The 25714-nt window shown below is 67.6% G+C and carries 27 protein-coding genes; 23 read left to right on the plus strand and 4 right to left on the minus strand.

Annotation, left to right across the window (positions count from 1 at the left end; genetic code table 11):
- Positions 1 to 16 precede the first annotated feature (16 nt).
- Positions 17 to 823 (minus strand): outer membrane protein assembly factor BamD, encoded by an 807-nt coding sequence (locus FB547_RS14745; protein WP_145743864.1) that lies wholly within the window; start codon positions 821 to 823, stop codon positions 17 to 19.
- A gap of 14 nt (positions 824 to 837) precedes the next feature.
- On the opposite strand from FB547_RS14745, the gene FB547_RS14750 reads away from it, so the two are divergent.
- From FB547_RS14750 to FB547_RS14850, 21 genes are all read left to right on the plus strand, one after another.
- Positions 838 to 1863 carry an RluA family pseudouridine synthase gene (locus tag FB547_RS14750; protein WP_370878942.1) on the plus strand — a complete coding sequence of 342 codons (1026 nt, stop codon included), beginning with the start codon at positions 838 to 840 and terminating at the stop codon, positions 1861 to 1863.
- Positions 1864 to 1990: 127 nt separating this feature from the next.
- A complete protein-coding gene (gene scpB, locus FB547_RS14755; protein WP_145743416.1) occupies positions 1991 to 2833 on the plus strand; it encodes an SMC-Scp complex subunit ScpB in 843 nt (280 codons plus the stop codon).
- Complete coding sequence (locus FB547_RS14760) at positions 2830 to 4614, plus strand: pseudouridine synthase (protein WP_145743418.1); 1785 nt, start codon at positions 2830 to 2832, stop codon at positions 4612 to 4614. The genes scpB and FB547_RS14760 overlap by 4 nt, the downstream gene beginning before the upstream one ends.
- Positions 4615 to 4765: 151 nt before the next feature.
- Positions 4766 to 5191 carry a nucleoside-diphosphate kinase gene (gene ndk, locus FB547_RS14765; RefSeq protein ID WP_012747302.1) on the plus strand — a complete coding sequence of 142 codons (426 nt, stop codon included), beginning with the start codon at positions 4766 to 4768 and terminating at the stop codon, positions 5189 to 5191.
- 21 nt (positions 5192 to 5212) lie between these two features.
- Positions 5213 to 6361 carry a 23S rRNA (adenine(2503)-C(2))-methyltransferase RlmN gene (gene rlmN, locus FB547_RS14770; RefSeq protein WP_145743420.1) on the plus strand — a complete coding sequence of 383 codons (1149 nt, stop codon included), beginning with the start codon at positions 5213 to 5215 and terminating at the stop codon, positions 6359 to 6361.
- Positions 6362 to 6365: 4 nt separating this feature from the next.
- Positions 6366 to 7220: a type IV pilus biogenesis/stability protein PilW gene (gene pilW, locus FB547_RS14775; RefSeq protein WP_145743422.1), complete on the plus strand. Its 855-nt coding sequence runs from the start codon at positions 6366 to 6368 to the stop codon at positions 7218 to 7220.
- Entirely contained in the window at positions 7213 to 8181 is a 969-nt protein-coding gene (locus FB547_RS14780) for a helix-turn-helix domain-containing protein (RefSeq protein ID WP_145743424.1), read from the plus strand. Before pilW ends, FB547_RS14780 begins: the two co-directional genes overlap by 8 nt.
- On the plus strand, positions 8178 to 9458 hold the full coding sequence (gene ispG, locus FB547_RS14785; protein WP_145743426.1) for a flavodoxin-dependent (E)-4-hydroxy-3-methylbut-2-enyl-diphosphate synthase: 1281 nt from the start codon (positions 8178 to 8180) through the stop codon (positions 9456 to 9458). The genes FB547_RS14780 and ispG overlap by 4 nt, the downstream gene beginning before the upstream one ends.
- A 12-nt stretch (positions 9459 to 9470) precedes the next feature.
- Entirely contained in the window at positions 9471 to 10793 is a 1323-nt protein-coding gene (gene hisS, locus FB547_RS14790) for a histidine--tRNA ligase (RefSeq protein ID WP_145743429.1), read from the plus strand.
- Between the two features lie 5 nt (positions 10794 to 10798).
- The gene (locus FB547_RS14795) at positions 10799 to 11491 is read left to right on the plus strand and encodes a YfgM family protein (protein ID WP_145743431.1); all 693 of its coding nucleotides are present in this window, start codon (positions 10799 to 10801) and stop codon (positions 11489 to 11491) included.
- 7 nt (positions 11492 to 11498) lie between these two features.
- Positions 11499 to 12641: an outer membrane protein assembly factor BamB gene (bamB, locus tag FB547_RS14800; RefSeq protein ID WP_145743433.1), complete on the plus strand. Its 1143-nt coding sequence runs from the start codon at positions 11499 to 11501 to the stop codon at positions 12639 to 12641.
- A gap of 48 nt (positions 12642 to 12689) precedes the next feature.
- Entirely contained in the window at positions 12690 to 14033 is a 1344-nt protein-coding gene (der, locus tag FB547_RS14805; protein WP_018902785.1) for a ribosome biogenesis GTPase Der, read from the plus strand.
- A 164-nt stretch (positions 14034 to 14197) separates the two neighbouring features.
- Positions 14198 to 14443, plus strand: a complete 246-nt coding sequence (hfq, locus tag FB547_RS14810) for an RNA chaperone Hfq (RefSeq protein WP_012747311.1) — start codon at positions 14198 to 14200, stop codon at positions 14441 to 14443.
- Positions 14444 to 14496: 53 nt separating this feature from the next.
- On the plus strand, positions 14497 to 15666 hold the full coding sequence (gene hflX / locus FB547_RS14815; protein WP_145743435.1) for a GTPase HflX: 1170 nt from the start codon (positions 14497 to 14499) through the stop codon (positions 15664 to 15666).
- 74 nt (positions 15667 to 15740) lie between these two features.
- Positions 15741 to 17090, plus strand: a complete 1350-nt coding sequence (gene hflK / locus FB547_RS14820) for an FtsH protease activity modulator HflK (RefSeq protein WP_145743437.1) — start codon at positions 15741 to 15743, stop codon at positions 17088 to 17090.
- 16 nt (positions 17091 to 17106) lie between these two features.
- Positions 17107 to 18006 (plus strand): protease modulator HflC, encoded by a 900-nt coding sequence (hflC, locus tag FB547_RS14825; protein WP_145743439.1) that lies wholly within the window; start codon positions 17107 to 17109, stop codon positions 18004 to 18006.
- 15 nt (positions 18007 to 18021) lie between these two features.
- Entirely contained in the window at positions 18022 to 18210 is a 189-nt protein-coding gene (locus FB547_RS14830; protein ID WP_145743441.1) for a DUF2065 domain-containing protein, read from the plus strand.
- A 43-nt stretch (positions 18211 to 18253) separates the two neighbouring features.
- The gene (locus tag FB547_RS14835; protein ID WP_145743443.1) at positions 18254 to 19414 is read left to right on the plus strand and encodes an ATP phosphoribosyltransferase regulatory subunit; all 1161 of its coding nucleotides are present in this window, start codon (positions 18254 to 18256) and stop codon (positions 19412 to 19414) included.
- A 23-nt stretch (positions 19415 to 19437) separates the two neighbouring features.
- On the plus strand, positions 19438 to 20769 hold the full coding sequence (locus FB547_RS14840) for an adenylosuccinate synthase (RefSeq protein WP_021006985.1): 1332 nt from the start codon (positions 19438 to 19440) through the stop codon (positions 20767 to 20769).
- 19 nt (positions 20770 to 20788) lie between these two features.
- Positions 20789 to 21313: a phosphoribosyltransferase gene (locus tag FB547_RS14845; protein WP_145743445.1), complete on the plus strand. Its 525-nt coding sequence runs from the start codon at positions 20789 to 20791 to the stop codon at positions 21311 to 21313.
- A 183-nt stretch (positions 21314 to 21496) separates the two neighbouring features.
- Complete coding sequence (locus FB547_RS14850) at positions 21497 to 22036, plus strand: hemerythrin domain-containing protein (protein ID WP_145743446.1); 540 nt, start codon at positions 21497 to 21499, stop codon at positions 22034 to 22036.
- A 34-nt stretch (positions 22037 to 22070) separates the two neighbouring features.
- Here FB547_RS14850 and FB547_RS14855 read toward each other — a convergent pair whose 3' ends face one another.
- Complete coding sequence (locus tag FB547_RS14855; RefSeq protein ID WP_145743448.1) at positions 22071 to 22523, minus strand: VOC family protein; 453 nt, start codon at positions 22521 to 22523, stop codon at positions 22071 to 22073.
- Between the two features lie 62 nt (positions 22524 to 22585).
- The gene (locus FB547_RS14860) at positions 22586 to 23449 is read right to left on the minus strand and encodes a helix-turn-helix domain-containing protein (protein ID WP_145743450.1); all 864 of its coding nucleotides are present in this window, start codon (positions 23447 to 23449) and stop codon (positions 22586 to 22588) included.
- A gap of 76 nt (positions 23450 to 23525) precedes the next feature.
- On the opposite strand from FB547_RS14860, the gene FB547_RS14865 reads away from it, so the two are divergent.
- The gene (locus tag FB547_RS14865; RefSeq protein ID WP_145743452.1) at positions 23526 to 24719 is read left to right on the plus strand and encodes a cystathionine beta-lyase; all 1194 of its coding nucleotides are present in this window, start codon (positions 23526 to 23528) and stop codon (positions 24717 to 24719) included.
- A 113-nt stretch (positions 24720 to 24832) separates the two neighbouring features.
- Positions 24833 to 25036: a hypothetical protein gene (locus FB547_RS14870; protein ID WP_012747323.1), complete on the plus strand. Its 204-nt coding sequence runs from the start codon at positions 24833 to 24835 to the stop codon at positions 25034 to 25036.
- A 75-nt stretch (positions 25037 to 25111) separates the two neighbouring features.
- Here FB547_RS14870 and FB547_RS14875 read toward each other — a convergent pair whose 3' ends face one another.
- Positions 25112 to 25705, minus strand: coding sequence for an arylesterase (locus FB547_RS14875; protein WP_261380297.1), 594 nt, complete (start codon positions 25703 to 25705; stop codon positions 25112 to 25114).
- Between the last annotated feature and the right edge of the window lie 9 nt (positions 25706 to 25714).

Genomic DNA, 25714 nt, shown 5'->3' on the forward strand with positions numbered 1-25714 from the left:
TTCTCGTTCCGGCGGATTACCAGACCTTCCACCAGGGATCGTCCTTGCCCTTGAAGCCGCGCGCGAGGTATTCGCTGTTCGGGTAGTTGGTGGTCAGCACGCGCTGGGCGTCGTCGCGCAGATCCTTCATGCCGAGCGCATCGTAGGAGCGCACGATGATGTACAGCGCTTCTTCGAGCGCGGGCACTTCGCGGTAGTCGGACAGCGCAAGCTGCGCCCGGTTGATCGCTGCGAGGTAGGCGCCGCGCGAGTAGTAGTAGCGCGCCACGTGCACTTCGTACTGCGCGAGCGAGTTCACGATGTAGTTCATGCGCTGGCGCGCGTCGGGCGCGTAGCGCGACTCGGGGAAGCGCGTCACCAGTTCCTTGAACGACTCGAACGATTCCTTGGCGGCCTTCTGGTCGCGCTCGGACAGGTCCTGGCGCGTCAGGAACGCGAACATGCCGAGGTCGTCGTTGAAGTTGATCACGCCCTTGAGGTAGAGCGCGTAGTCGATCGCCGGGCTGGCCGGATGCAGCTTCAGGAAGCGGTCGATCGTGGCGATGGCATTGGCCTTTTCGCCGGACTTGTATTGTGCGTAGGCCTTCTCAAGCTGGGCCTGCTGTGCGAGCGGCGTGCCGGCTGCGCGGCCTTCGAGCTTTTCGTAAAGCGGCACGGCCTTGTCGTAGGCGCCGGAACCTGCTTCGTCCTTGGCTTCGGCGTAGATGCGGTTGGGGCTCCAGTTGGCGGTCTTGTCGACGGAGGTGGAGGAGCAGCCGGCTGCAAGCAGCGCTGCCGCGCTGAGCGCGATCCAGGAGGGGACCGATAATTTGGCGCGAAACATCACATACGGCTTTCGTGAAACAGTTGCCCTCAATTATATCGACCGACCCCCTGGACACGGTCCCCGACCCAGCCGAGGCCGACGAGGGCGCCGACCCGGTCGAATCCAGCGAACTGCGGCCCTTCACGGTGGGCCAGGCCGAGCATGGCCAGCGGCTGGACCGCGCGCTGGCCGCCCTGGTGCCGGAATTTTCTCGCAACTATCTGCAACAGCTGATCGAAGCCGGCGCCGTGGAACTGCAGGGGCGCACCCTGCTGAAGGCCTCCGCGACGGTGCGCGCCGGGCAGACCGGGCGCATCGAGCTGCGCCCGACGCCCCAGAGCCAGGCCTTCCGGCCCGAGGCGATGGACATCGTCACGGTGCACGAGGACGAGCATCTGCGCATCATCGACAAGCCGGCCGGCCTGGTGGTGCATCCGGCGCCGGGCCATTGGAGCGGCACGCTGCTGAACGGTTTGCTCGCGCTCGACCCCAAGGCCGCGTTGCTGCCGCGCGCGGGCATCGTGCACCGGCTCGACCGCGACACCAGCGGGCTCATGGTCGTGGCGCGCACCCGGGCCGCGATGGATGCCATGGTGGCGCTGATCGCGGCACGCGATGTCAAGCGGCAGTACCTCGCGCTCGGCCACAAGCCCTGGGCCGGCGCGGCAGCCCGGCAGGTCGACGCGCCGATCGGCCGCGATCCGCGCAACCGTTTGCGCATGGCCGTGGTCGACCTCGAACGCCATGCCGGCAAGACGGCGCGAACGCTCATCGAGCGCCTGGACAGCAACGCCGAGGCCTGCGCCGTGCGGTGCACGCTCGAAACGGGCCGCACGCACCAGATCCGTGTGCACATGGCGTCCATCGGGCATCCGCTGATCGGCGATGCACTCTATGGCGGGGCTCCGGCCGCGGGGCTGGGGCGACAGGCGCTGCACGCCTTCAGGCTCGCGTTTGTGCACCCCGTCACGCAAGCCGCGCTGGAACTGCGTTCACTTCCGCCGGCCGATCTGGTTCAGGCGTTCCAGGCCCTGGGGCTGGATTACAATCGCGCCTGACGGCCCGAGGGCCGCGCCGGCCACCCCGATGCCGGCCTTGCGTTGCACTCGCCGCGTGCCGGCAGCGCCTCCTTTCATCCTTCTGAACAAGCGTCCCCGAGACGCCTTTTCCCGGATAACGCAAACCATGAATACGGCGGATGCCAAGCGCATTCTCGAAACCGCCTTGATCTGTTCGAGCCAGCCGCTGCCAGTGCGCGACATGCGCGTGCTGTTCGACGACGAGCTGGGCGTGGACACCATCAAGGTGCTGTTGCTCGAACTGCAGGAAGACTGGGCGCAGCGCGGCCTGGAACTGGTGAACGTTGCCAGCGGCTGGCGCTTCCAGAGCCGGCCCGAGATGCGCGACCACCTCGATCGCCTGCATCCCGAGAAGCCGCCGCGCTACACCCGCGCCGCCCTCGAAACGCTGGCCATCATTGCCTACCGCCAGCCGGTCACGCGCGGCGACATGGAAGACATCCGCGGCGTCACCATCAACTCCCTCATCCTCAAGCAGCTCGAGGACCGCGGCTGGGTCGAGGTGATCGGCCACCGCGAAACCGTCGGCCGGCCGGCGCTGTACGCCACCACGCGGCAGTTTCTCGACGACCTCGGCCTCGCATCGCTCGACCAGCTGCCGCTGATCGAAACGCCGGCCCAGCAGGCGGCGCTGGTCGACGCGCTCGATCAGGCCTCGGGCAACCAGCCCGGGCTGCCGATGGACGTGCCGAACGAATCCGACGCCGATGCCTCGGCCATGCCGGAGGCCGACTCGGAAACGGGTGCGCCAGCCGGCCTGGCCGCCGCCGAGGCTCCAGAAGCCGTCGAAGCCGCCGCTGCGCAATTCGCCGAGGACGCGGCCGCTCCCGAGGAGCCCGCCGACATCCCGGTCCCCACGGAAGTCGAGCAATCCGTCGAGCTCGAAACCGAAGCCCCGTCGCCCGACGAGACCGATCCCCACGCTGTTCCCCCCGGAAAAACCTCATGAGCCCCTCCGACATCGACGACGCGGCCATCGTGCCGGCCCAGCCCGAATCCAAGAAAAAGAAGGCGAAAGCGGCTGTCTCCGGCCCGTCTGCGGACGCCGAAGCGGGCGTGCCCGCGGCCGAGGTTCCAAAGAAGCCGCGCGCCCCGCGCCGCAAGAAGGTCGTGGAACCGGCGGCCGGCGAGAGCGAGCCCGCGGCAGCGCCTGCGGCAACCGAAACTTCCGAATCCGCGGTCCAGGTGGCCGATGCGGCGCCTGCCGCCGCGCCGGTTGTCGACGAACCTGTCCCGGCCGCCGCGCCGGCCGTGCCCGTCGAGCCCCTGGTGCATCGCGCGCAAGACCGCGCCGAAGAAGATGCCCGCGCGCCTTCCTACGACGACGAAGAAGAGGAAGAAGAACCCGACGAGGAAGAGGATGACCTCGACCGCGCACGCCGCGCCGCCGAGCGCGAGCAGCGCAACGCGCCGCCGCCCGAGCCGATCCGCTTCGCAGACGTCATCTCGGGCCAGTTCGACGCCGACGAAGAGAGTCCCGAAGTCCCGCCGCTCAAGCGCGTGCTGCTGCCGGAGGCCGATTCGCCCAAGCTGCACAAGGTGCTGGCGCAGGCGGGCCTGGGCTCGCGGCTTGAAATGGAAGCGCTCATTCTCCAGGGCCGCATCTCGGTGAACAACGAGCCGGCCCACATCGGCCAGCGCATCCAGTACGGCGACCAGGTCAAGATCAACGGCAAGCCGATCCGCTACCGCATCGCGCCGCCGCCGCCGCGCGTGATCGCCTACCACAAGCCGGTGGGCGAAGTCGTGACGCACGACGATCCGCAGAACCGCCCGACGGTGTTCCGCAAGCTGCCGCGGCTGCAGCAGGGCAAGTGGCAATCGGTCGGCCGGCTCGACCTGAACACCGAGGGACTGCTGCTGTTCAGCAGCTCCGGCGACCTCGCCAACCAGCTGATGCACCCGCGCTTCGGCCTGGAGCGCGAATACGCCGTGCGCGTGCTGGGTGCGCTCAATGCCGAGGAAAAGAAGAAGCTGCTCGAAGGCGTTCGCCTGGACGATGGCATGGCCCAGTTCGGCACCATCGAGGAGGGCGGCGGCGAGGGCTCCAACCACTGGTACCGCGTCACCATTTCCGAGGGCCGCAACCGCGAAGTGCGGCGCCTGTTCGAATCGGTGGGCCATGCGGTCAGCCGGCTGATCCGCATCCGCTACGGCGCCATGGTGCTGCCGCGTGGCCTGAAGCGCGGCGCCTGGATGGAGCTCGACGAGCGCGACATCAACGCGCTGTTCCAAGCCTCGGGCGGCGGCGCGCCGCGTCCGCCGCAGCAGCAGCGCGGCCCAGGCCAGGACGGTGCCGGCGGCGGGCGCAACGGACGCAACAAGAAGCGGCGCGGCAACCGCAATGCCGGCGGCGGACAGCAGCAGCCGCGCGACATGCGCGATGACGGCCGCGAGGCGCCCATTCCGAGTCCGTTGGGCGACGGCCGCCCGCCGCGCGGCGGGCGTGGCAACCGCGGCGGTGGCGGCGGCAACGCCGGCATGCCGCCGCAGGGGCGCCGTGGCAACAGCAACAACCGTGGCAACCGCCAGGGCGAGGAGCGTCCGCCGAGCGGCGCAAACCAGCCCGATCCGATGAAGACCTCGCTCGGCTACATCGGCGCCGACAGCTTCTCGCGCCAGCGCAAGGAGCAGCGGCAGGGTCCAGGACGCCGCGGCGGCGGCCCGGGCGGCGGCGGTGGCTTCGGCGGCCAGGGCGGCCCCGGCGGAAACCGGCGCCGCGGGCGCTGAAAGCCAGTTCTCCAGCGCAGCCTTTCGCGGGGTTTTCACCAATCCCGGGGGCTGCGCCGGTTAAAATCAGAGGCTTTGTCGACTTACGACGCAACATGTTTGTTGCAATTGTGACAAATCACTTCAAAATCAAAGCTCAGGAAGCACTTCAATGGCTATCGAACGTACCCTTTCCATCATCAAGCCCGACGCCGTCGCCAAGAACGTCATCGGCAAGATCGTTTCCCGCTTCGAAGCTGCCGGCCTCAAGATCGTCGCCGCCAAGCTCGTGCACCTGTCGCGCAACGAAGCCGAGCAGTTCTACTCGGTCCACAAGGAACGCCCGTTCTTCAAGGATCTGGTCGATTTCATGATCTCCGGCCCAGTGTTCGTGCAAGTGCTCGAAGGCGAGAACGCCATCGCCAAGAACCGCGACCTGATGGGCGCCACGGACCCCAAGAAGGCGGCCCCGGGCACCATCCGCGCCGACTTCGCCGACAGCATCGACGCCAACGCCGTGCACGGTTCGGACGCTCCTGAAACCGCCGCCAACGAAGTGGCGTTCTTCTTCGCCGGCCTCAACGTCTACGCGCGCTGAAGCCGCACGCCAGCTGATTTCATGACCACGGCCAACCTGCTCGAATTCGATCTCGAGGGGCTGGCTGCGTTCTGCGAAAGGCTCGGCGAGAAACGGTTCCGCGCCACGCAGCTGTTCCGCTGGATCCACCAGCGTGGCGCCAGCGACTTCGCCCAGATGACCGATCTGGCCAAGTCGCTGCGCGAAAAGCTCGCCACCACCGCTCGCGTCGAGGCCTTGCCGGTCATCACGCAGCACGAATCCAAGGACGGCACGATCAAGTGGCTGTTCGACGTCGGCGACGGCAATGCCGTCGAAGCCGTATTCATTCCCGAGGACGACCGCGGCACGCTGTGCGTGTCGTCCCAGGCCGGCTGCGCGGTAGGTTGCCGCTTCTGCTCCACGGGGCACCAGGGCTTCAGCCGCAACCTGAGCACGGGCGAAATCGTCGCCCAGCTCTGGTTTGCCGAACATTTCCTGCGCAAGCATCTGAAGCGCGACGACCGCGTCATCTCCAACGTGGTGATGATGGGCATGGGCGAGCCGCTGCAGAACTACACCGCGCTGGTGCCGGCGCTGCGCACCATGCTCGACGACAACGCCTACGGGCTGTCGCGCCGCCGCGTGACCGTCTCGACCTCCGGTGTCGTGCCGATGATCGATCGCCTGGGCGCCGATTGCCCGGTGGCCATGGCCGTATCGCTGCATGCACCCAACGATGCGCTGCGCGACGACCTCGTGCCGCTCAACCGCAAGTATCCGATCGCCGAGCTGCTCGAGGCCTGCAAGCGTTATCTGGCGCATGCGCCGCGCGACTTCATCACCTTCGAGTACTGCATGCTCGATGGCGTCAACGACCAGCCCGAGCATGCGCGGCAGCTGGTGGAACTCGTTCGCACCCATGGCGTGTCGTGCAAGTTCAACCTGATTCCGTTCAATCCGTTTCCGGCCTCGGGGCTGCTGCGTTCGCCGCAGCCGCGGGTCCTGGCCTTTGCCAGGGCGCTGAGCGAGGCTGGCCTCGTGACCACCGTGCGCAAGACGCGCGGCGACGACATCGATGCGGCCTGCGGACAACTGGCCGGCGACGTCAAGGACCGTACGCGCGCGGCCGAACGCATGGCCCAGCGCCGTGTCTCCGAGCGCACCGTTGTTCTGCATCCGGTTCGCAAGACCGCCCCCCAGGAGCATTGACCTAATGAGGATGGCCTTTCCGATGACGACCGCGAGCGCGCAGCGGCTTCTGGCTGCAAGCTTTGCCGGCGTCGCCGCGGCGTTTCTGCTCGCGGGCTGTGTCAACACGCGAACCACCACCACCAGCCTGGCCGACACCAGTTCGGGCAAGGGTGCCGAGATCGTGACCGAGTCCGACGAGAGCAGCCGGCAGCGCCGCGCGCGCCTTCGCATGGAGCTCGCGGCCGGCTACTTCGAGCAAGGCCAGACCACCGTGGCGCTCGACGAGATCAAGCAGGCGCTGGTCGCCGATCCCAACTACGCAGACGCCTACAACCTGCGCGGCCTGGTCTACATGCGCCTGGAAGACCCCGGGCTGGCGGAAGACAGCTTCCGCCGTGCCATTGCCATCAATCCGCGCGATCCCAACACGCGCCACAACTATGGCTGGCTGCTGTGCCAGCAGAACCGCTATGGCGACGCAGCCCAGCAGTTCACCGAGGCCCTGGCGATGCCGAGCTACACCGACCGCTCCAAGACGCTGATGACCCAGGGCGTCTGCCAGCTCAGGGCGGGCCAGCGTGCCGAGGCGGAGCGCAGCCTCATGAAGGCCTACGAGATCGACGCCGGAAATCCGGTGGTCGGATTCAACCTGGCCTCGCTGCTGGCGCAGCGCGAGGAGTGGTCGCGTGCGCAGTTCTACATCCGCCGCGTCAACAACAGCCCTTCGGCCAGCGCCGAGACGCTCTGGCTCGGCATCAAGATCGAACGACGGCTCAACAACCGCGAAGCAGTGGCGCAGTTGGGAGGGCAACTGCAGCGGCGCTTCCCGCAGTCCCGGGAGGCAATAGCGTACGAGCGCGGGAATTTCAATGACTGAACGGGTTTCGGAGTTCGGCACTTCCGCGGCACTGCCGATCGGAGAAGGCGACATCACGCACAAGACAGCCGGCGACATGCTCCGCGAAGCGCGCGAGGCGCACGGCCTGCACATCGAAATGGTGGCCGCGGCGCTCAAGGTGCCGCCGCAGAAGCTCATTGCACTCGAGGCGGACGACATCGCTTCGCTGCCCGACCCGGTCTTTGCGCGGGCTCTGGCCAGCAGTGTCTGCCGCGCCCTGCGCATCGATCCCGGTCCGGTGCTCGCGAAGCTGCCGGGCGCGCAGCGTGCGGCGCTGGCCGATGCCGACCGCACGCTCAAGGGCAATATCGTTTCCGGAACGCCGCGCTGGAATGGCGGGCGCTCCAGCGGGCTTCCGTCGCGCGCGCTGCTGACGGTGGTGGGGCTGCTGCTGGTTGGCGCGGCCGTGCTGTTCTGGCTGCCCCAGTCGGTGTTCGACCAGGTCGGGGCCTCGGTGTCGCGCTGGACATCGCGCGGCGATGGCGACACCAGTGCTGCGGCCGAGGCGCCGGCGGCTGCGCCGGCTTCGGGCGGACCGTCCGTCGTGGTCGAGAACGCGCCGGTGTCGCCGGTGGTCCCCCCGACATCGGCTGCACCCGCGGCGCCGGGCGCGCCCTCCGCGGCAGCCCTGCCGGCGGGCAGTGCGACCGCTGCGGCAGCGGCTTCGCCTGCTGCCGTTGCCGCGGCACCTGCCAGCAGCCAGCAGCTGGTCTTCGTCGCGCGCGAGGAATGCTGGATCACCGTCACCGAAGCCGGTGGCAAGCAGCTGCTGCGCCGCAGCCTGCAGTCCGGCGAAACGGTGGCATTGTCGGGAACGCTGCCGCTGTCGGTGGTGGTGGGGCGTGCATCGGCGGTCGATGTGCAGGTGCACGGAAAGCCCTACGATCTGAAGCCTGTCACGCGCGGCGGCGGCGTGGCGCGTTTCGAGGTGAAATCGTGACCGATTGCACTCCACAGCCCATCGAGTCGGCGGCGCCCAAGGCGCGCCGTTCGCGCCAGGCCCAGGTGGTCTGGGGACCGCGCACCGTGACGGTGGGCGGCGATGCGCCCGTGCGGGTACAGTCCATGACCAACACCGACACCGTCGATGCCGTCGGCACGGCCATCCAGGTGAAGGAGCTCGCCATTGCCGGTTCGGAGATGGTGCGCATCACCGTCAACACGCCGGAGGCGGCGGCCCAGGTGCCGTACATCCGCGAGCAGCTCGACCGCATGGGCATCGACGTGCCGCTGATCGGCGACTTCCACTACAACGGCCACCGCCTGCTCACCGACTATCCGGCCTGCGCCGAGGCGCTGAGCAAGTACCGCATCAATCCCGGCAACGTGGGCAAGGGCGACAAGCGCGACCGCCAGTTCGGCCAGATGATCGATGCGGCCATGCGCTGGAACAAGCCGGTGCGCATCGGCGTCAACTGGGGCAGCCTCGACCAGGAACTGCTGGCCAGCCTGATGGACACCAACAGCCAGCGCGCCGAGCCGTGGGATGCGAAGCAGGTGATGTACGAGGCGCTCATCACCTCGGCCATCGAATCCGCCAAGCTCGCCGAATCGATGGGCATGGCCGGCAACCAGATCATCCTGTCGTGCAAGGTGAGCGGCGTGCAGGACCTGATTTCGGTCTACCGCGAACTTGCGAAGCGCTGCGACTATCCGCTGCACCTGGGGCTCACCGAGGCCGGCATGGGCACCAAGGGCACGGTGGCATCGGCCACGGCGCTTTCCATCCTGCTGCAGGAGGGCATCGGCGACACCATTCGCGTGTCGCTCACGCCGCAGCCGGGCGAGTCGCGCACGCAGGAGGTGCTGATCGCCAACGAGATCCTGCAGGCGCTGGGCCTGCGCGTGTTCGTGCCGAGCGTCACTGCCTGCCCGGGCTGCGGCCGCACCACGAGCACCACCTTCCAGGAACTGGCCAAGCAGATCGACGACTACCTGCGCCTGCAGATGCCGGTCTGGCGCAAGAAGTACCCGGGCGTCGAGACGCTGAAGGTGGCCGTGATGGGCTGCATCGTCAACGGCCCCGGCGAGAGCAAGCACGCCGACATCGGCATCAGCCTGCCCGGCACCGGCGAGGCGCCCGCCGCCCCGGTCTTCATCGACGGCGAAAAGGCGCTCACGCTGCGCGGCGACAATATCGCCAACGAGTTTCACCAGCTCGTCGAAACCTACATTCAAAAGCGCTTCGGCCAGCACCAGGCTGCCGACGTCGCCTGACCACTTCCTCCCATGGCTGACAAGATCAATGCCGTCAAAGGCATGAACGACATATTGCCGGCGAGCGTGCCGCGCATCGACCGCCTGCCCGATTCGGCCCTCTGGTCGTGGTTCGAGCAGACGGTGCGCGGGCTCCTGGCCCGCTACGGCTACCAGTACATGCTGACGCCGGTGGTCGAGCCCACGGCGCTGTTCGTGCGCGGACTGGGCGAGGTGACCGACATCGTCGAGAAGGAGATGTACTCCTTCACCGATGCGATGAACGGCGACAAGCTCACGCTGCGCCCCGAGGCCACGGCCGGCATCGTGCGCGCCATGGTCGAGCACAACGCGCTCTACAACGGCCCGCTGCGCCTGTGGACGATGGGGCCGATGTTCCGCCACGAGCGTCCCCAGAAGGGGCGCTACCGCCAGTTCCACCAGCTCGACGTCGAGGCGCTGGGCTTTCCCGGCCCCGACGTGGACGCCGAACTGATCCTCATGGTGCGGGCGCTGTGGCGCGAGCTCGGGCTGGTCGAGGGCGAGCACGTGCGCCTGGAGATCAACAGCCTGGGCCAGCCGGCCGAACGCCAGGCGCACCGCGAAGCGCTGATCCGCCATTTCGAGGCGCATGCCGACGTGCTCGATGCCGACGCGCAGCGGCGCCTGCACAGCAATCCGCTGCGTATCCTCGATACCAAGAATCCCGCCATGCAGGCAGTGGTGGAGGCCGCCCCCCAGCTGATGGACTTCCTCGGCGAGGAGTCGCGCGCGCACTTCGATGCGGTGCGTGCCGTGCTCGACGCCGCGGGGCTGGCCTACCGCGTCAACCCGCGCCTGGTGCGCGGGATGGACTATTACAACCTGACGGTCTTCGAGTGGGTCACCGACCAGCTCGGCTCTCAGGGCACCGTCTGCGGAGGAGGGCGCTATGACGGCCTCATCGGACAGATGGGCGGCAAGCCTGCACCGGCCGTCGGCTTCGGCTTGGGCATCGAGCGGCTGCTGCTGCTGATCCAGGAACTCCGCCTGCCGGTGCCCGCCGCGGCGCCCGCGGCCTACGCAGTCGTCCCGGTGGCGGCCGCGCTGCCGCAGGTCATGGCCGTGCTCGAGCAGTTGCGCGCCGCCGGGGTCAGCGTGCTGCAGCATGCTGGCGGCGGCAGCATGAAGGCGCAGTTCAAGAAGGCCGACGCGAGCGGAGCGCGCTATGCGCTGATCTTTGGCGAAGACGAGCTGTCGCGTGGCGAAGTCACCATCAAATCACTGCGCGAGGGCGGCGCTGAACAGGTGGCACGGCCGCTCGCCGAGGTGGCCACCTGGGCCGCCACCCTACAATCGCCGGCTTCCAACATCTGACACGCATGGCAACCCATCTCGATCTCGACGAACAGGAACAGCTCGACCAGCTCAAGCATTTCTGGAACACCTACGGCACCCTGATCACCTGGGTGGTGTTGCTCGTGGCCGGTGCCTTCGTGGCCTGGAACGGCTGGCAGTATTTCCAGCGCAACAAGGCGGCGCAGGCCGCGGCGCTCTACGACGAGGTGGAGCGCAGCACGCAGTCCGGCGACGTGGAACGCATCCAGCGCGTGCTGGGCGACATGAAGGAACGCTTCGCCGGCACCGCCTATGCGCAGCAGGCCGGCCTGCTGGCCGCCAAGGCGCTGTACGAGAAGGGCAAGCTCGAGGCCTCGCAGGCGGCACTCGGCTGGGTTGCGCAAAGCGCGGTCGATCCGGGCTACAAGGCCGTTGCCAAGCTTCGGCTGGCAGCCGAACTGCTCGACAGCAAGTCGTACGACGAAGCGCTCAAGCAGCTCTCGGGCGACGTGCCCAAGGAGTTCGAGCCGCTCGTGGCCGATCGCAAGGGCGACATCTACATGGCCCAGGGCAAGCGCGCCGAAGCGCAGGCCGAATACCGCAAGGCCTGGACCGGCCTTGGCCCGGCGTCCGATTACCGGCGCCTGGTCGAATTCAAGCTCAACGCCGCCGGCGTCGATCCGAAGAGCCTGGCACCTGTGATCACGGTCACGCCGGCAGCCCCCAAAAATTCCTGATCGCACTATGAATTTCAAGCGTTTCATGCCTGAGTCGTCCGTCCTGCGTGCAGGTTCGGCCATTGTCCTGGCCGCGATGCTGGCAGCCTGCTCGGGCACCAGCAAGCCCAAGCCGGCCGAACTGCCCGCCAACCCCGCGTTGTTCGGCGTGCGCCAGGCCTGGAGCGTGCGCATCCCGGCCGTGGGCTTCCCGCTGGCCACCGACGTCAGCGGCGACATCGTCACCGTGGCCGGCAGCGATGGCACCGTGGTGGCCATCGACGCCCGTGCCGGCCGCGAAAGCTGGCGCGCGAACGCGGGCACCAAGCTCGCAGCCGGCGTCGGCAGCGACGGTTCGCTGGCCGCGGTGGTCACCACCGACAATGAACTCGTGGCCATCGAAGGCGGCAAGGTCCTGTGGAAGCAGCGGCTCTCGGCCCAGGCCTTTACCGCACCGCTGGTGGCCGGCCGCCGCGTCTTCGTGCAGACCGCCGACCGCAGCATCAGCGCCTGGGATGGCCAGAGCGGCCGCCGCCTCTGGCTGCAGCAGCGCACGGCGGAAAACCTCGTGCTCAAGAAGTCGGGCGTGCTGATCGCCGTGGGCGATACGCTGATCTCGGGCATCGGCGGCCGGCTGGTCGGCATCAACCCGGCCAACGGCACCTCGCGCTGGGAAGCGCCCATTGCCGCGCCGCGCGGCACCAACGATGTGGAGCGCCTGGTCGACCTGACCGGCAGCGTGAGCCGCGTCGGCGACACCGTGTGCGCCCGTGCCTACTATGCCAACGTCGGCTGCGTCGACACCTTGCGCGGCCAGTTGCTCTGGAGCAAGCCTGCGGTGGGCGCCGAGGGCGTCAGCGGCGACGAGGGCTTCGTCTACGGCACCGAGTCCGACGGCAGCGTCGTGGCCTGGCGCCGCGCCGATGGCGAGCGGGCCTGGCAGTCGACCCGCTTCAAGAGCCGCGTCCTGACCGGGCCGCTCGCGGTGGGCCGCTCGCTGGTGATCGGCGAGGACAACGGAACGCTGCACTTCGTCTCGCGCGAAGACGGTGCGCTTCTCAATCGCGTCACGCCCGATGGCTCCGCCATTGGCGTCACCCCGGTGATGGCCGGCAACACGGTGGTCGTGGTGACCGCCAATGGCGGTGTGTTTGGATATCGCCCTGAATAACTCTTTGCAAGGCCCGACCATGAAAACCGCGCCCCTGAAAGGCCGGCCATGAAGCCGGTCGTGGCCCTGGTCGGGCGGCCCAACGTCGGCAAGTCGACCCTCTTCAACCGCCTGACGCAGACGCGCGACGCCATCGTCGCCGACTTTGCCGGACTCACGCGCGATCGCCACTATGGCAACGGCCGCCTGGGCAAGCACGAGTTCATCGTGATCGACACCGGCGGCTTCGAGCCCGATGCGGGCAGCGGCATCTACAAGGAAATGGCCAAGCAGACGCGGCAGGCTGTGGCCGAGGCCGATGTCGTGATCTTCGTGGTCGATGCCCGCGAAGGCCTTTCGGCGCAGGACCACGACATTGCCAACGAACTGCGCCGGCTCGGCAAGCCCTGCGTGCTGGCGGCCAACAAGGCCGAAGGCATGCACGACGGCACCAAGCTGGTCGATTTCTACGAACTCGGCTTTGGCGACGTGCATGGCGTGTCCGCAGCGCACGGGCAGGGCATGCGCGACCTGGTCGAGCTGGCGCTCGCGCCGCTGAACCTGCCCGATCCCGACGACGAGGCGGACGAGGACGACGTCAACAAGCCCATCAAGCTGGCGGTGGCCGGACGGCCGAACGTCGGCAAGTCCACGCTGATCAACACCTGGCTCGGCGAAGAGCGACTGGTGGCGTTCGACTTACCGGGTACCACGCGCGACGCCATCTCGGTGCCGTTCGAGCGCAACGGGCAGCGCTTCGAACTGATCGACACCGCCGGCCTGCGCCGCAAGGGCAAGGTGTTCGAGGCGATCGAGAAGTTCTCGGTGGTCAAGACGCTGCAGGCCATCGAGTCGGCCAACGTCGTGCTGCTGCTGCTCGATGCCACGCAGGGCGTGACCGACCAGGATGCGCACATTGCCGGCTACATCCTCGAAAGCGGCCGCGCGGTGGTGATTGCCATCAACAAGTGGGATGCGGTCGACAGCTACCAGCGCGAGCAGATCCAGCGCCAGATCGAGACCCGGCTGCCGTTCCTCAAGTTCGCGTCGCTGCATTTCATCTCGGCCATCAAGCGCCAGGGCCTCGGGCCGGTGTGGCAGGCCATAGCACAGGCCCACAAGTCGGCCACGCGGAAGATGTCGACGCCCGTGCTGACCCGGCTGCTGCTGGAGGCGGTGCAGTTCCAGTCGCCCAAGCGCGCGGGCATGTTCCGGCCCAAGCTGCGCTATGCGCACCAGGGCGGCATGAATCCACCGGTGATCATCATCCACGGCAATTCGCTGGAGCACGTCACCGAGGCCTACAAGCGCTTTCTCGAAGGGCGCTTCCGCAAGGAATTCGACCTCGTGGGGACGCCCTTGCGCATCCAGTTCAAAAGCTCGCAAAATCCCTTTGCGGACAAGGACGATTGAGCACGCTTGGCTGCCGATGGCGGCCGATGAGCCATGGCCGGGTCGAAAGTTCCGCCTTTTGAGAGACGTTATTTTTCAAAGGCTTTTGACCCTGATTGCTGCAGCGCAGAAACCCTGTGTTAAGGTCATCTCTCCAACAACTACTCTTGAACACGGAGAATATCGTGAGCAATAAAGGGCAACTTCTACAAGACCCGTTTCTGAACACCCTGCGTCGCGAGCATGTGCCGGTCTCCATTTATTTGGTGAACGGTATCAAGCTGCAGGGCCAGATCGAGTCTTTCGACCAGTATGTCGTGCTGCTTCGCAACACGGTGACGCAAATGGTCTACAAGCACGCCATCTCCACCATCGTGCCGGGTCGTGCCGTCAACTTCTCGGCTGCCGAGAACGACGACGCCGCAGCCTGATCGCGCGGAGCGCGGCGGCTAACCCCGCCGCGCTTTTTCCATATTGATCCCGCTTGTCTGAATTGAACTCCCGCCAGGAAGGCGCCGCCGTTCTCGTCGGCGTCGATTTCGGGCTGCCCCATTTCGACAGCGATCTCGAGGAACTCGGCCTGCTCGCACAGACCGCGGGCCTCGCGCCTGTCGCGCGCCTCGTCTGCAAGCGCAAGGCGCCCGACGCGGCCCTGTTCGTCGGCAGCGGCAAGGCCGAAGAAATCAAGGAACTGGCCGCCATGCACCAGGCCAGCGAGGTCATCTTCGACCAGTCGCTGAGCCCGGCGCAGCAGCGCAACCTCGAGCGCCAGCTCGACGTGGCGGTGTACGACCGCACCTTCCTCATCCTCGAGATCTTCGCTCAGCGCGCCCGCTCCCACGAGGGCAAGCTGCAGGTCGAACTGGCTCGGCTGCAGTACCTGAGCACGCGCCTGGTTCGCCGCTGGTCCCACCTGGAGCGCCAGACGGGCGGCGCGGGCGTGCGCGGCGGTCCCGGTGAAAAGCAGATCGAACTCGACCGCCGGATGATCAGCGAATCGATCAAGCGCACGCGCGAGCGCCTGGCCAAGGTGCAGAAGCAGCGCGGCACGCAGCGCCGCCAGCGCGAGCGCCGCGAGACCTTCAACATCTCGCTCGTGGGCTATACCAACGCCGGCAAGTCCTCGCTGTTCAATGCGCTGGTCAAGGCCCGCGCGTATGCCGCCGACCAGCTCTTTGCCACGCTCGACACCACCACGCGCAACCTCTACCTGGGCGACGCCCGCAGGCAGGTCTCGATTTCCGACACTGTCGGCTTCATCCGCGACCTGCCGCACGGGCTGGTCGATGCCTTCAAGGCCACGCTGCAGGAGGCCGTCGATGCCGACTTGCTGCTGCACGTGGTAGACGCCTCCAATCCGCACTACCCGGAGCAGATGGCCGAGGTGCAGTCCGTTCTTCGCGACATCGGCGCCGACTCTGTTGCGCAGCTTCTGGTGTTCAACAAGCTCGATGCCCTTGAAACTGCGCAGCACCCGCTGCATCTGCAGGACGACATGGAGATCGACGGCGTGCGGGTTCCGCGCATCTTCCTCAGCGCCCGCAGCGGCGAGGGCCTGCCCTTGCTGCGCGCCGAGCTGGCCCGCCGGTCGGGCTCCCTGGGCGACGCGATGACCCCAGAGGCCGACACTGAATTGCACGACACCGCCAATTGATTGGGCACAATCCCGCCACTGACAAGAGAACGAAGCGAATGAATGCAAAGCCAGCGTGGAGAGGGTTTCTGGGCATGTTCAACCTGAACGATGGCCGATGGGGCCGTGGCGACGAGCCGTCGTCCAACGGCGACCGCCCGACCGGCAACCGGCCTCCCGACGCAGACCCGCCGGGCGCGCCGACGCCACCACCCTCGGGCAACAACAACGGCAACCGCCCCCGCGGCCAGGGCCCGAACCAGGGGCCGCCCGACCTCGATGAACTCTGGCGCGACCTCAACCGCAAGCTGGGCGGCTTCTTCGGCGGCAAGGGCGGCGGCAATCGTCCCACCGGCGGCGGCAACGGCTATCGGCCGGACATGAAGAATGCCGGCTTCGGCCTCGGACTGGTGGCGGCGGTTGCCGTTCTCATCTGGCTCGGGACCGGCTTCTTCATCGTGAACGAAGGCCAGCAGGCCGTGGTGACGCAGTTCGGCCGCTACAAGTCGACGGTGAATGCCGGCTTCAACTGGCGCCTGCCGTATCCCATCCAGCGCCACGAAGTGGTGGTGGTCACGCAGATCCGATCGACCGACGTCGGCCGCGACGCCATCGTGCGTTCGACCGGCCTGCGCGAGTCGGCCATGCTGACCGAAGACGAGAACATCGTCGAAATCAAGTTCGCCGTGCAGTACCGCCTGAGCAATGCGCAGGCCTGGCTCTACGAGAGCAAGTCGCCGGCCGAAACCATCGTGCAGGTGGCCGAGAGTTCCGTGCGCGAAGTGGTCGGCAAGATGAAGATGGATGCGGCGCTGGCCGAGGAGCGCGACCAGATCGCTCCGCGCGTGCGGCAATTGATGCAAACCATCCTCGACCGCTACAAGATCGGTGTCGAAGTCGTGGGCATCAACCTGCAGCAGGGGGGGGTGCGTCCTCCCGAGCAGGTGCAGGCAGCGTTCGACGACGTGCTCAAGGCCGGCCAGGAGCGCGAGCGCACCAAGAACGATGCCCAGGCCTATGCCAACCAGGTCATCCCGCTTGCCGCCGGTACATCCTCGCGTCTCAAGGAAGAGTCCGAAGCCTACAAGGCGCGCATCGTCGCACAGGCACAGGGCGATGCCGGCCGCTTCAGTGCGGTGCTGGCCGAGTACCAGAAGGCGCCGCAGGTGACGCGCGACCGCATGTACACCGACGCCATGCAGCAGATCTACGCCAGCACCACCAAGGTGCTGGTCGATACCAAGCAAGGCTCCAACCTGCTGTACCTGCCGCTGGACAAGCTCATGCAGCTGAGCGGCAACAACCCGGCCGCAACGCCGGTCGATGCGGCCAGTCCCAGCGTGGCGGGGACCGCGCCCGCCCAGTCGTCGGTGATTCCGGTGGTGCCGCCATCGAGCGAGAGCCGCGCCCGCGATGGCCGTTCGCGTGACCGCGACGTGCGTTGAAAAGGCCAGGAAAAACATGAACAGAATCGGATTCATCGCCTCGTCGATCCTCGTCTTGCTCGTGCTGCTGAGCTCGACCCTCTTCGTGGTCGACCAGCGCCAGTTCGGCGTGGTCTATGCCCTGGGCCAGATCAAGAGCGTCATTACCGAGCCGGGCCTCAACTTCAAGCTGCCGCCGCCGTTCCAGAACGTGTCGTACATCGACAAGCGGCTGCTCACGCTCTCCAGCCTCGACACCGAGCCGATGCTCACGGCCGAGAAGCAGCGCGTGGTGATCGATTGGTACGTGCGCTGGCGCATCACCGATCCGCAGGCCTACATCCGCAACGTCGGCCTCGACGAAAACGCGGGCGCCACCCAGCTCAACCGCGTGGTGCGCAATGCCTTCCAGGAAAACATCAACAAGCGCACTGTGCGCGACCTGATCTCGGTGCGCCGCGAAGCGCTCATGGCCGACGTGCAGCGCGAAGTGCTGGCCGTGGTGAAGGGCTCCAAGCCCTGGGGCGTGGACGTGGTCGATGTGCGCATCACGCGCGTGGACTATGTGGAAGCCATCACCGAATCGGTCTACCGCCGGATGGAGGCCGAGCGCAAGCGCGTGGCCAATGAACTGCGTTCGACCGGTACGGCCGAAGGCGAAAAGATCCGCGCCGACGCCGACCGCCAGCGCGAAGTGATCGTGGCGAACGCCTACCGCGATGCCCAGAAGATCAAGGGCGAGGGCGATGCCCAGGCTGCCGCTGCGTACAGCGAGGCCTTTGGCCGCGACCCGCAGTTTGCACAGTTCTATCGCAGCCTCGAGGCCTACAAGCAAAGCTTCAACAAGAAGAGCGACGTGATGGTGCTTGACCCATCCTCGGACTTCTTCCGGGCCATGCAAAGCTCGGGCACGCCGGGCAACGCTCCCCGCCGCTAAGTCGGTCCTGGAGCCGTGAGCGCCGAGACCTTCTGGAGTGCGCTGGCGCTCGTCCTGGTGATCGAGGGCATCCTGCCTTTCGTCTCGCCGGGCGGGTGGCGGCGCGGCTTCGGGCAGCTCATGCAGCTGCGCGACGGCCAACTGCGCTTCTTCGGACTTTGCAGCATCTTGCTGGGTTTGGCCCTTCTTTGGCTGCTGGGGTAGCGCGGCCCGGTAGAATCCCGGTTTAACCACGCCCCCGATCCCCATGTCCGCCTGGGTCCTCCCGGATCACATTGCCGATGTGCTGCCTTCCGAGGCGCGCCACATCGAAGAACTTCGACGCCAGCTGCTCGATACCGCCCGTGGCTATGGCTACGAGCTGGTGATGCCGCCGCTGCTCGAGCACCTCGAGTCGCTGCTGTCCGGCACCGGCGAGGCGCTCGACCTCCAAACCTTCAAGCTGGTCGACCAGCTCTCCGGCCGCAGCATGGGCCTCAGGGCCGACACCACGCCCCAGGTGGCGCGCATCGACGCCCACCTGCTGAACCGCGAAGGCGTGGCACGGCTGTGCTACTGCGGACCGGTGCTGCACACCCGCCCCGACCGGCCGCACGCCACCCGCGAGCCGCTGCAGTTCGGGGCTGAGATCTATGGCCATGCGGGGCTCGAGGCCGACACCGAAGTGCTGCTGCTGGCGCTCGATTGCCTGCATGCGTCGGGCCTGAGCGACGGCGTGATCGTCGACCTGGCCGACGCGCGCATCGTGCGGGCGCTGTTCGCCGGCGTGCCGGTCGATGCCGCCGTGCTGGCGCGCGTGCACGCGGCGCTGGTTGCCAAGGATGCGAGCGAACTGCATGCGCTCACGCGCGATTTCCCGGCTGCGTCGCGCGATGGCCTGCGCGCACTGGTCCAGCTGTATGGCGATGCGTCGGTGCTCGACGAGGCCGCCAAGGCCCTCAAGGGCACGCCGGCGGTGAGCGCGGCGCTGGCCGGATTGAAGCAGCTGGCCGCGAGCCTCGGCGCCGGGCCGGCGCGGCAGATCAGCTTCGATCTGGCCGACCTGCGCGGCTACGCCTACTACAGCGGCATGCGCTTCGGCATCTACGTGCCGGGCGCGGCCGATGCGCTGGTGCGCGGCGGCCGCTACGACGAAGTCGGCGCCGTGTTCGGTCGCAACCGGCCGGCGGTCGGCTTCAGCCTGGACGTGCGCGAACTGGTCGGCGTGCTGCCGGCGCGTCCGCTGCGCGCAGCCATCCGCGCGCCCTGGAGCGACGCGGCCGGCCTGCGCGAGGCCATTGCCGGGCTGCGCAGGGCCGGCGAGATCGTGGTCTGCGCGCTGCCGGGCCACGGCAGCGAAATCGATGAATTCCATTGCGACCGCGAGCTCGTCGAGCACGCCGGGCAGTGGCAAGTCCGAGCCCTCTGAATTTTTGAAGTAATGGAACGAGCATGAGCGTAACCACCGGAAGAAACGTGGTCGTCGTCGGCACCCAGTGGGGCGATGAAGGCAAGGGCAAGCTGGTCGACTGGCTGACGGAAAGCGCCCAGGGCGTGGTCCGCTTCCAGGGCGGCCACAACGCGGGCCACACGCTGGTCATCAACGGCGTGAAGACCGCGCTGCACCTGATCCCGAGCGGCATCATGCGGCCCGGCGTCAAGTGCTACATCGGCAACGGCGTGGTGCTGTCGGCTGCCAAGCTGTTCGAGGAAATCGAAGGGCTCGAAAAGGCCGGCGTCGAAGTGCGTTCGCGCCTGCGCATCAGCGAGGCCTGCCCGCTGATCCTGCCTTTCCATGCGGCCCTCGACATCGCACGCGAAACGTACCGCGAAAAGGGCGGCGTCGAGAAGATCGGCACCACCGGCCGCGGCATCGGCCCGGCCTACGAAGACAAGATCGCGCGCCGCGCGCTGCGCGTGCAGGACCTGAAGCACCCCGAGCGTTTCGCAACCAAGCTGCGCGTGCTGCTCGACCTGCACAACCATGTGCTGACGCAGGTGCTCGGTGCGCCCGCCATCGACTTCGACCTGGTGTTCGACGAGGCCATGCGCCACGCCGTGCTGCTCAAGCCGATGATGGCCGACGTGTCGCGCGAGCTGAACGACGCGCACAAGGCCGGTGCCAACCTGCTGTTCGAAGGCGCGCAGGGCACGCTGCTCGACGTCGACCACGGCACCTACCCCTACGTCACCTCGAGCAACTGCGTGGCCGGCAATGCCGCCGCGGGCTCGGGCGTGGGTCCGGGCATGCTGCACTACATCCTGGGCATCACCAAGGCCTACTGCACGCGCGTGGGCGGCGGTCCGTTCCCCACGGAACTCGACTGGGCCACGCCGGGCACGCCGGGCTACCACATGAGCACCGTGGGCGCAGAAAAGGGCGTCACCACGGGCCGCAGCCGCCGCTGCGGCTGGTTCGACGCCGCGCTGCTCAAGCGCTCGGCGCAGGTCAACGGCCTGTCGGGCCTGTGCATCACCAAGCTCGACGTGCTCGACGGGCTCGAAAAGCTCGAGCTGTGCACCGGCTACGAGCTCGACGGCGAGACCACCGACATCCTGCCCATGGGGGCCGACGAGATCGAGCGCTGCACGCCCATCTACGAGACCCTCGAAGGCTGGAGCGAGAGCACCGTCGGCGTCACGCAGTACGACAAGCTGCCCGTGAATGCGCGGCTCTACCTGCAGCGCATCGAGCAGATCACGGGCGTGCCGATCCACATGGTTTCCACGAGCCCCGATCGCGACCACACGATCATGATGCGCCACCCCTATCTCGCGGACTGAACAGGAACGAACCCCCACCATGTTGACCGAAGACGGCAAGCATCTCTACGTCAGCTACGACGAGTACCACAACCTGATCGAGAAGCTCGCGATCAAGATCCACCAGTCGGGCTGGCAGTTCGACACCATCCTGTGCCTTGCGCGCGGCGGCATGCGGCCCGGCGACGTGCTTTCGCGCATCTTCGACAAGCCGCTGGCGATCATGTCGACCAGTTCGTACCGCGCCGATGCCGGCACGGTGCAGGGGCACCTGGACATCGCGCGCTTCATCACCACGCCCAAGGGCGAGATCGCGGGCAGGGTGCTGCTGGTGGACGACCTGGCCGATTCGGGCCACACGCTGCATGCGGTGATGGACATGCTGCGCAACAACTACAGGCCGATCACCGAACTGCGCAGCGCGGTGATCTGGACCAAGGCACTGTCGACCTTCACGCCCGACTACTCGGTCGAGTACCTGCCGACCAACCCGTGGATCCACCAGCCCTTCGAAGGCTACGACTCGCTCGGCGCCGAGAAGCTGCTGGAGAAGTGGTCGGTCTGACCGACCTCGCTGCTGCGCCTGCGGCAGCGCCTCATCGGCATTCGGGCCGCCACGCTGTAGGCGCAGTGCGCATATGCACCGGCGCGGCTTGCAGCGGCCGCCGCAACGGCGTAGAACCATCGCGTTAAAGGCTCAATTTCACAGGCAAGCCTGGAGCCGTTCGCGGCTCCGAAGGAGTGAAGCATGTTGGCGGCCGAATGCGCGTGGGCCATCTTGTGCGCCGAGCACGTTCGCACCCGGGAGTTGCTGGCTCGCCTCGAAACGGCGATGAAGGCAGGGGGCGAAGCGGGCGTCCGGCAGCGGGCAAGGTCGGTCATCGAAGCCATCGAGCGGCTTCAGGCCTTCGAAGAAACAACGCACCGCCCCAAGGGCGTTGTCATGCTGAAAACGCTGCGCGGCAGGTCGAGCGAGGCCGACGGGCTTCTCGACCAGCTCGATTCCGAGAGCGAGTGCTGCAACGGCTTCCTTGCACAGGCAAAGATCCTCCTGGAGCGCGCCGAATCCGGCGCCACGGGTGCGGCCGCGGAGGCCGACGCGCTGCTGCGGCAGCACCGGCAAATGATGTCCGCGCATCTGGACAAGGAAGACACGCTGTTGCATTCGCACACGGCGCTGCTGCTCAGTCCGGAGGAATGGGCCGCCGTGGTGTCGTCCATCTCGACGGAGGTGGGAGCGGCAGGCAAGCGCGGACATCGCCGTTCGCCGGTGAGCGGGCAAGTCTAGAGGCCCGCGGGCTGACATTCCGTGCGATCGGTGCCTAGGCGCCTTCGGAATCGAACATCGCCGTGTAGCGCCGCTGCATTTCTTCCGGCGTCAGCTTCTCGATGCTGTGGCCCACGTTCCAGCGGTGGCCGAAGGGATCGCGGAACACGCCCGATCGCTCGCCGTAGAACTGGTCCTGCGGGGCCATGTCGAGCGTGGCGCCGGCCGCCACGGCACGCGCCACCACGGCATCGGCGTCGTCCACGTGCAGGTGCAGCGTCACCGCGGTGCCGCCCAGCGTCTTGGCGCTGGGGATGTTGTATTCGGCGAACTCGTCCGAGATCATCAGGATCGCGCCGTTGTGGAAGTCGAGCTCCGCATGGCCGATGCGGCCGCTCGGCTCGGTGAGCCGGAAGATCTCCTTGACTTCGAAGACCTTGCAATAGAAGTCGATGGCCGCGCCGGCATCGTCGACGCAGAGATACGGAAACAGTTCGTGGATTGCCATGCGGGTTGCCTTTCGGGAGGAAGGAAGCAATGTCCTGGCCCCGATTCTGCGGCGCCGCGCCGCTAGCGTCTTGAAGGATTTTGACCCGTGGCCGCAGGTACATGCCGAGGCGACACGGCCCCGGACTGCCGCCAGGCCTGCGGCGGCATACCCGCCAGCGCGGAGAACTCGCGGCTCAGGTGCGCCTGGTCGCTGTAGCCCGCGGTGAGCGCGATGTCGGCCCAGCTTTGCGCAGGGTCGCCGGCCAGCGCCAGCGCGCGGTCGAAGCGCATCACGCGCGCGTATTCCTTCGGGCCGAGGCCGATGCCGCTGCGAAAAAGAGCGATGAAGCGGCGATGGCTGTAGCCGCTGCGAACCACTAGCGCGGCGATCGACGGGTTCTCGCGCGCGAGCGGACCCAGCGCTGCGGCGATGGCCGGGTGCAGGCCGCGCAGGCCGGCGCTTTGCGAATCGACGGCGCGCCGGGCGAGCAAGGCTTCGAAGACCGCCAGCTGCGCCTCGAGACTGCCCGCCGCATGGATCCGTTCGAGTGCGGCATTGGCCTGCTGCGCACCCCACAGCGTGTCGAGCGGCGTGTGCTGGCCGGCCAGCACGTCTTCGGGTGCGCCGAGCAGCGCGCGGGCGGCCCCGGGCTGGAGCTGCGCGCCGACCGAGCGCGTGGCCACCGAAACGTCGCGCATGTAGGAGGCGGCGCGCGCACCGCCCACGATCGCATGGCCGCAGGTCTGGCCGTGCACGTCGCCCGGGCCGCTGAACAGCTTCAGCGGCGGCCCCGAGAGCCGGAACACCAGGTGCATGCCCCCGGTGGGCAGCACGTGCTCGCGCGCGCCCGGCTGCCCGGCGGCAGCGCCTTCGGGGGCGGAGGCCCACATCAGCCGCACGTAGGGACGCAGGCAGGGGGCGGGGAGTCGTGTCAGCTGCGGCATGTTGCAGCCCCGAGGAAAAACCGGCTGTTGCCCATCGGCGCATTGTGCGGCGGAATGCCGCGCTAGCATCGAGGCCATGAGCAAGCCCTCCACGACCCTGATCCATCACCCCTACACGCCGCCCGCCAACTTCGCCGCGCCGCAGCCTGGCATCTACAAGGCCTCGACAGTTTTCTTTGCCGACGTGGCCGCGATGCGCGCGCGCGACTGGAAGACCAAGGCCGGCTACACCTACGGCCTGCACGGCACGCCGACCACCTTCACGCTCGAGGAGCGCCTGGCCACGCTCGAAGGCGGCACCGAGTGCCTGCTGGTGCCGAGCGGCCTGGCCGCCATTTCGCTGGTTGCCTTCGCCTTCCTGAAGAGCGGCGACGAAGTGCTGATTCCCGACAACGCCTACGGCCCCAACAAGGCGCTGGCGACCGGCGAGCTGGCCAACTTCGGCATCACGCACCGCCTGTACGACGCGATGAACCCCGCCGACCTGGCCGCCAAGCTCTCGGACCGCACGCGGCTGGTGTGGCTTGAGGCGGCGGGCTCGGTGACGATGGAGTTTCCGGACCTGCCGGCGCTCGCCAAGGCATGCCGCGCGCGCGGCGTGGTGACGGCGCTGGACAACACCTGGGGCGCGGGCCTCGCATTCGCGCCCTTCGATTTCAACGGCAGCGGGCAGGGCGTGGACATCTCGGTGCATGCGCTCACCAAATACCCGAGCGGCGGCGGCGACGTGCTGATGGGCAGCGTGGTCACGCGCGACGAGCGGCTGCACCGCGCGCTCAAGCTCACGCACATGCGCACGGGCTTCGGCGTCGGCGTCGGCGATGTCGAAACGCTGCTGCGCTCGCTGCCGAGCATCGGGCTGCGCTATGCCGCGCACGACCGTTCGGCGCGCGAGTTGGCGCGCTGGCTCGCCGGCCGCGAAGAGATCGCGCAGGTGCTCCATCCGGCGCTCGAAGGATCGCCCGGCCATGCCAACTGGCGTGCGCTGTGCGGTGGTGCCGACCTGGCCGCCGGCCTGTTCTCGGTCGTGTTCGACGAAAGCTACAGCACCGAGCAGGTCGACCGCTTCTGCGACAGCCTGAACCTGTTCCGGCTCGGCTATTCATGGGGCGGCCCGGTGAGCCTGGTGGTGCCCTACGACATCGGCCTGATGCGCGACGCCAGCGTGGCGCGCTGGCCGCACAAGGGCACGCTGGTGCGCTTCTCGGTCGGACTGGAAGACGTGGAAGACCTGCGGGCCGACCTGCAGCAGGCGCTCGCGCGGATGTAAGAGAAGTTTTCCGGGCGCGGAGGCCGGCCGCTCCACCGGCTGCGGGTGCACCGTTATCGCTTACAGTTGGATGACACGCAGTCGCTTTGACTGCCTCGTTCAAGGAGAGAACAGTGGCAACACCCAATTACGGCTACGAAAAGCGCCAGAAGGAGCTGGCCAAGAAGAAGAAAAAGGAAGAGAAGCTCCGCGAAAAGGCCAATCGCAAGCTCTCCCCGAGCAGCGACGGCCTGGCCCCGGGTGACCCGGAAACCGACGTGGCCTCGCTCGAGCGCGATCCGCCGACGGTGCCCGATCTGCCGACCAAGAACGGCTGATCCCAGATCAAGGCTCTCGACAAAAATGCCGCTGCAGGTCCTCGGGCCTGGAGCGGCTTTTTTGTTTCGGCAGGCCTACTTGGCCGCGAGCAGCTTGCGCAGCTCCGGCCAGACGTTGTCGAGCAGCTGCGGCTGCGCGGCGGCCGTGGGATGGATGCGGTCGGCCTGAAACAGCGCAAGCGCGTCGGGCGCGTCGGCCACGCCCTTGAGCAGGAAGGGCACCAGCGCCGCCTTGGTGGTGCTGGCCACCTTGCCGAACACGGCCTCGAAGCGCCGTGTGTAGTCGCCGCCGTAGTTGGGCGGCACCTGGATGCCGACGATCAGCACCTTGGCGCCGGCCGCCTGCGCCGCCTTGGTGATCTGCAGCAGGTTGTCCTCGGTGTTCTGCAGCGGCAGGCCGCGCAGCGCGTCGTTGGCGCCCAGCTCGACCACCACGTGGCTGGGCTTGTGCTGCGCCAGCAGCGAGGCAAAGCGGGCGCGTCCACCCGAACTGGTGTCGCCGCTGATGCTGGCATTGATCACCGTGGCCGGGATCTTCTGCTGCGCGAGCCGCTTCTCGAGCAGGGGCACCCAGCCTTCGCCGCGCTTGAGACCGTATTCGGCGCTCAGCGAATCGCCGAGCACCAGGATCACGGGCTTGCCGGGCGCCGCGGCCTGGGCATGGCCCATGGTCCTTGC

Origin of the sequence: Variovorax beijingensis (genome assembly GCF_007828835.1) — a bacterium.
Lineage (GTDB): Bacteria > Pseudomonadota > Gammaproteobacteria > Burkholderiales > Burkholderiaceae_C > Variovorax > Variovorax beijingensis_A.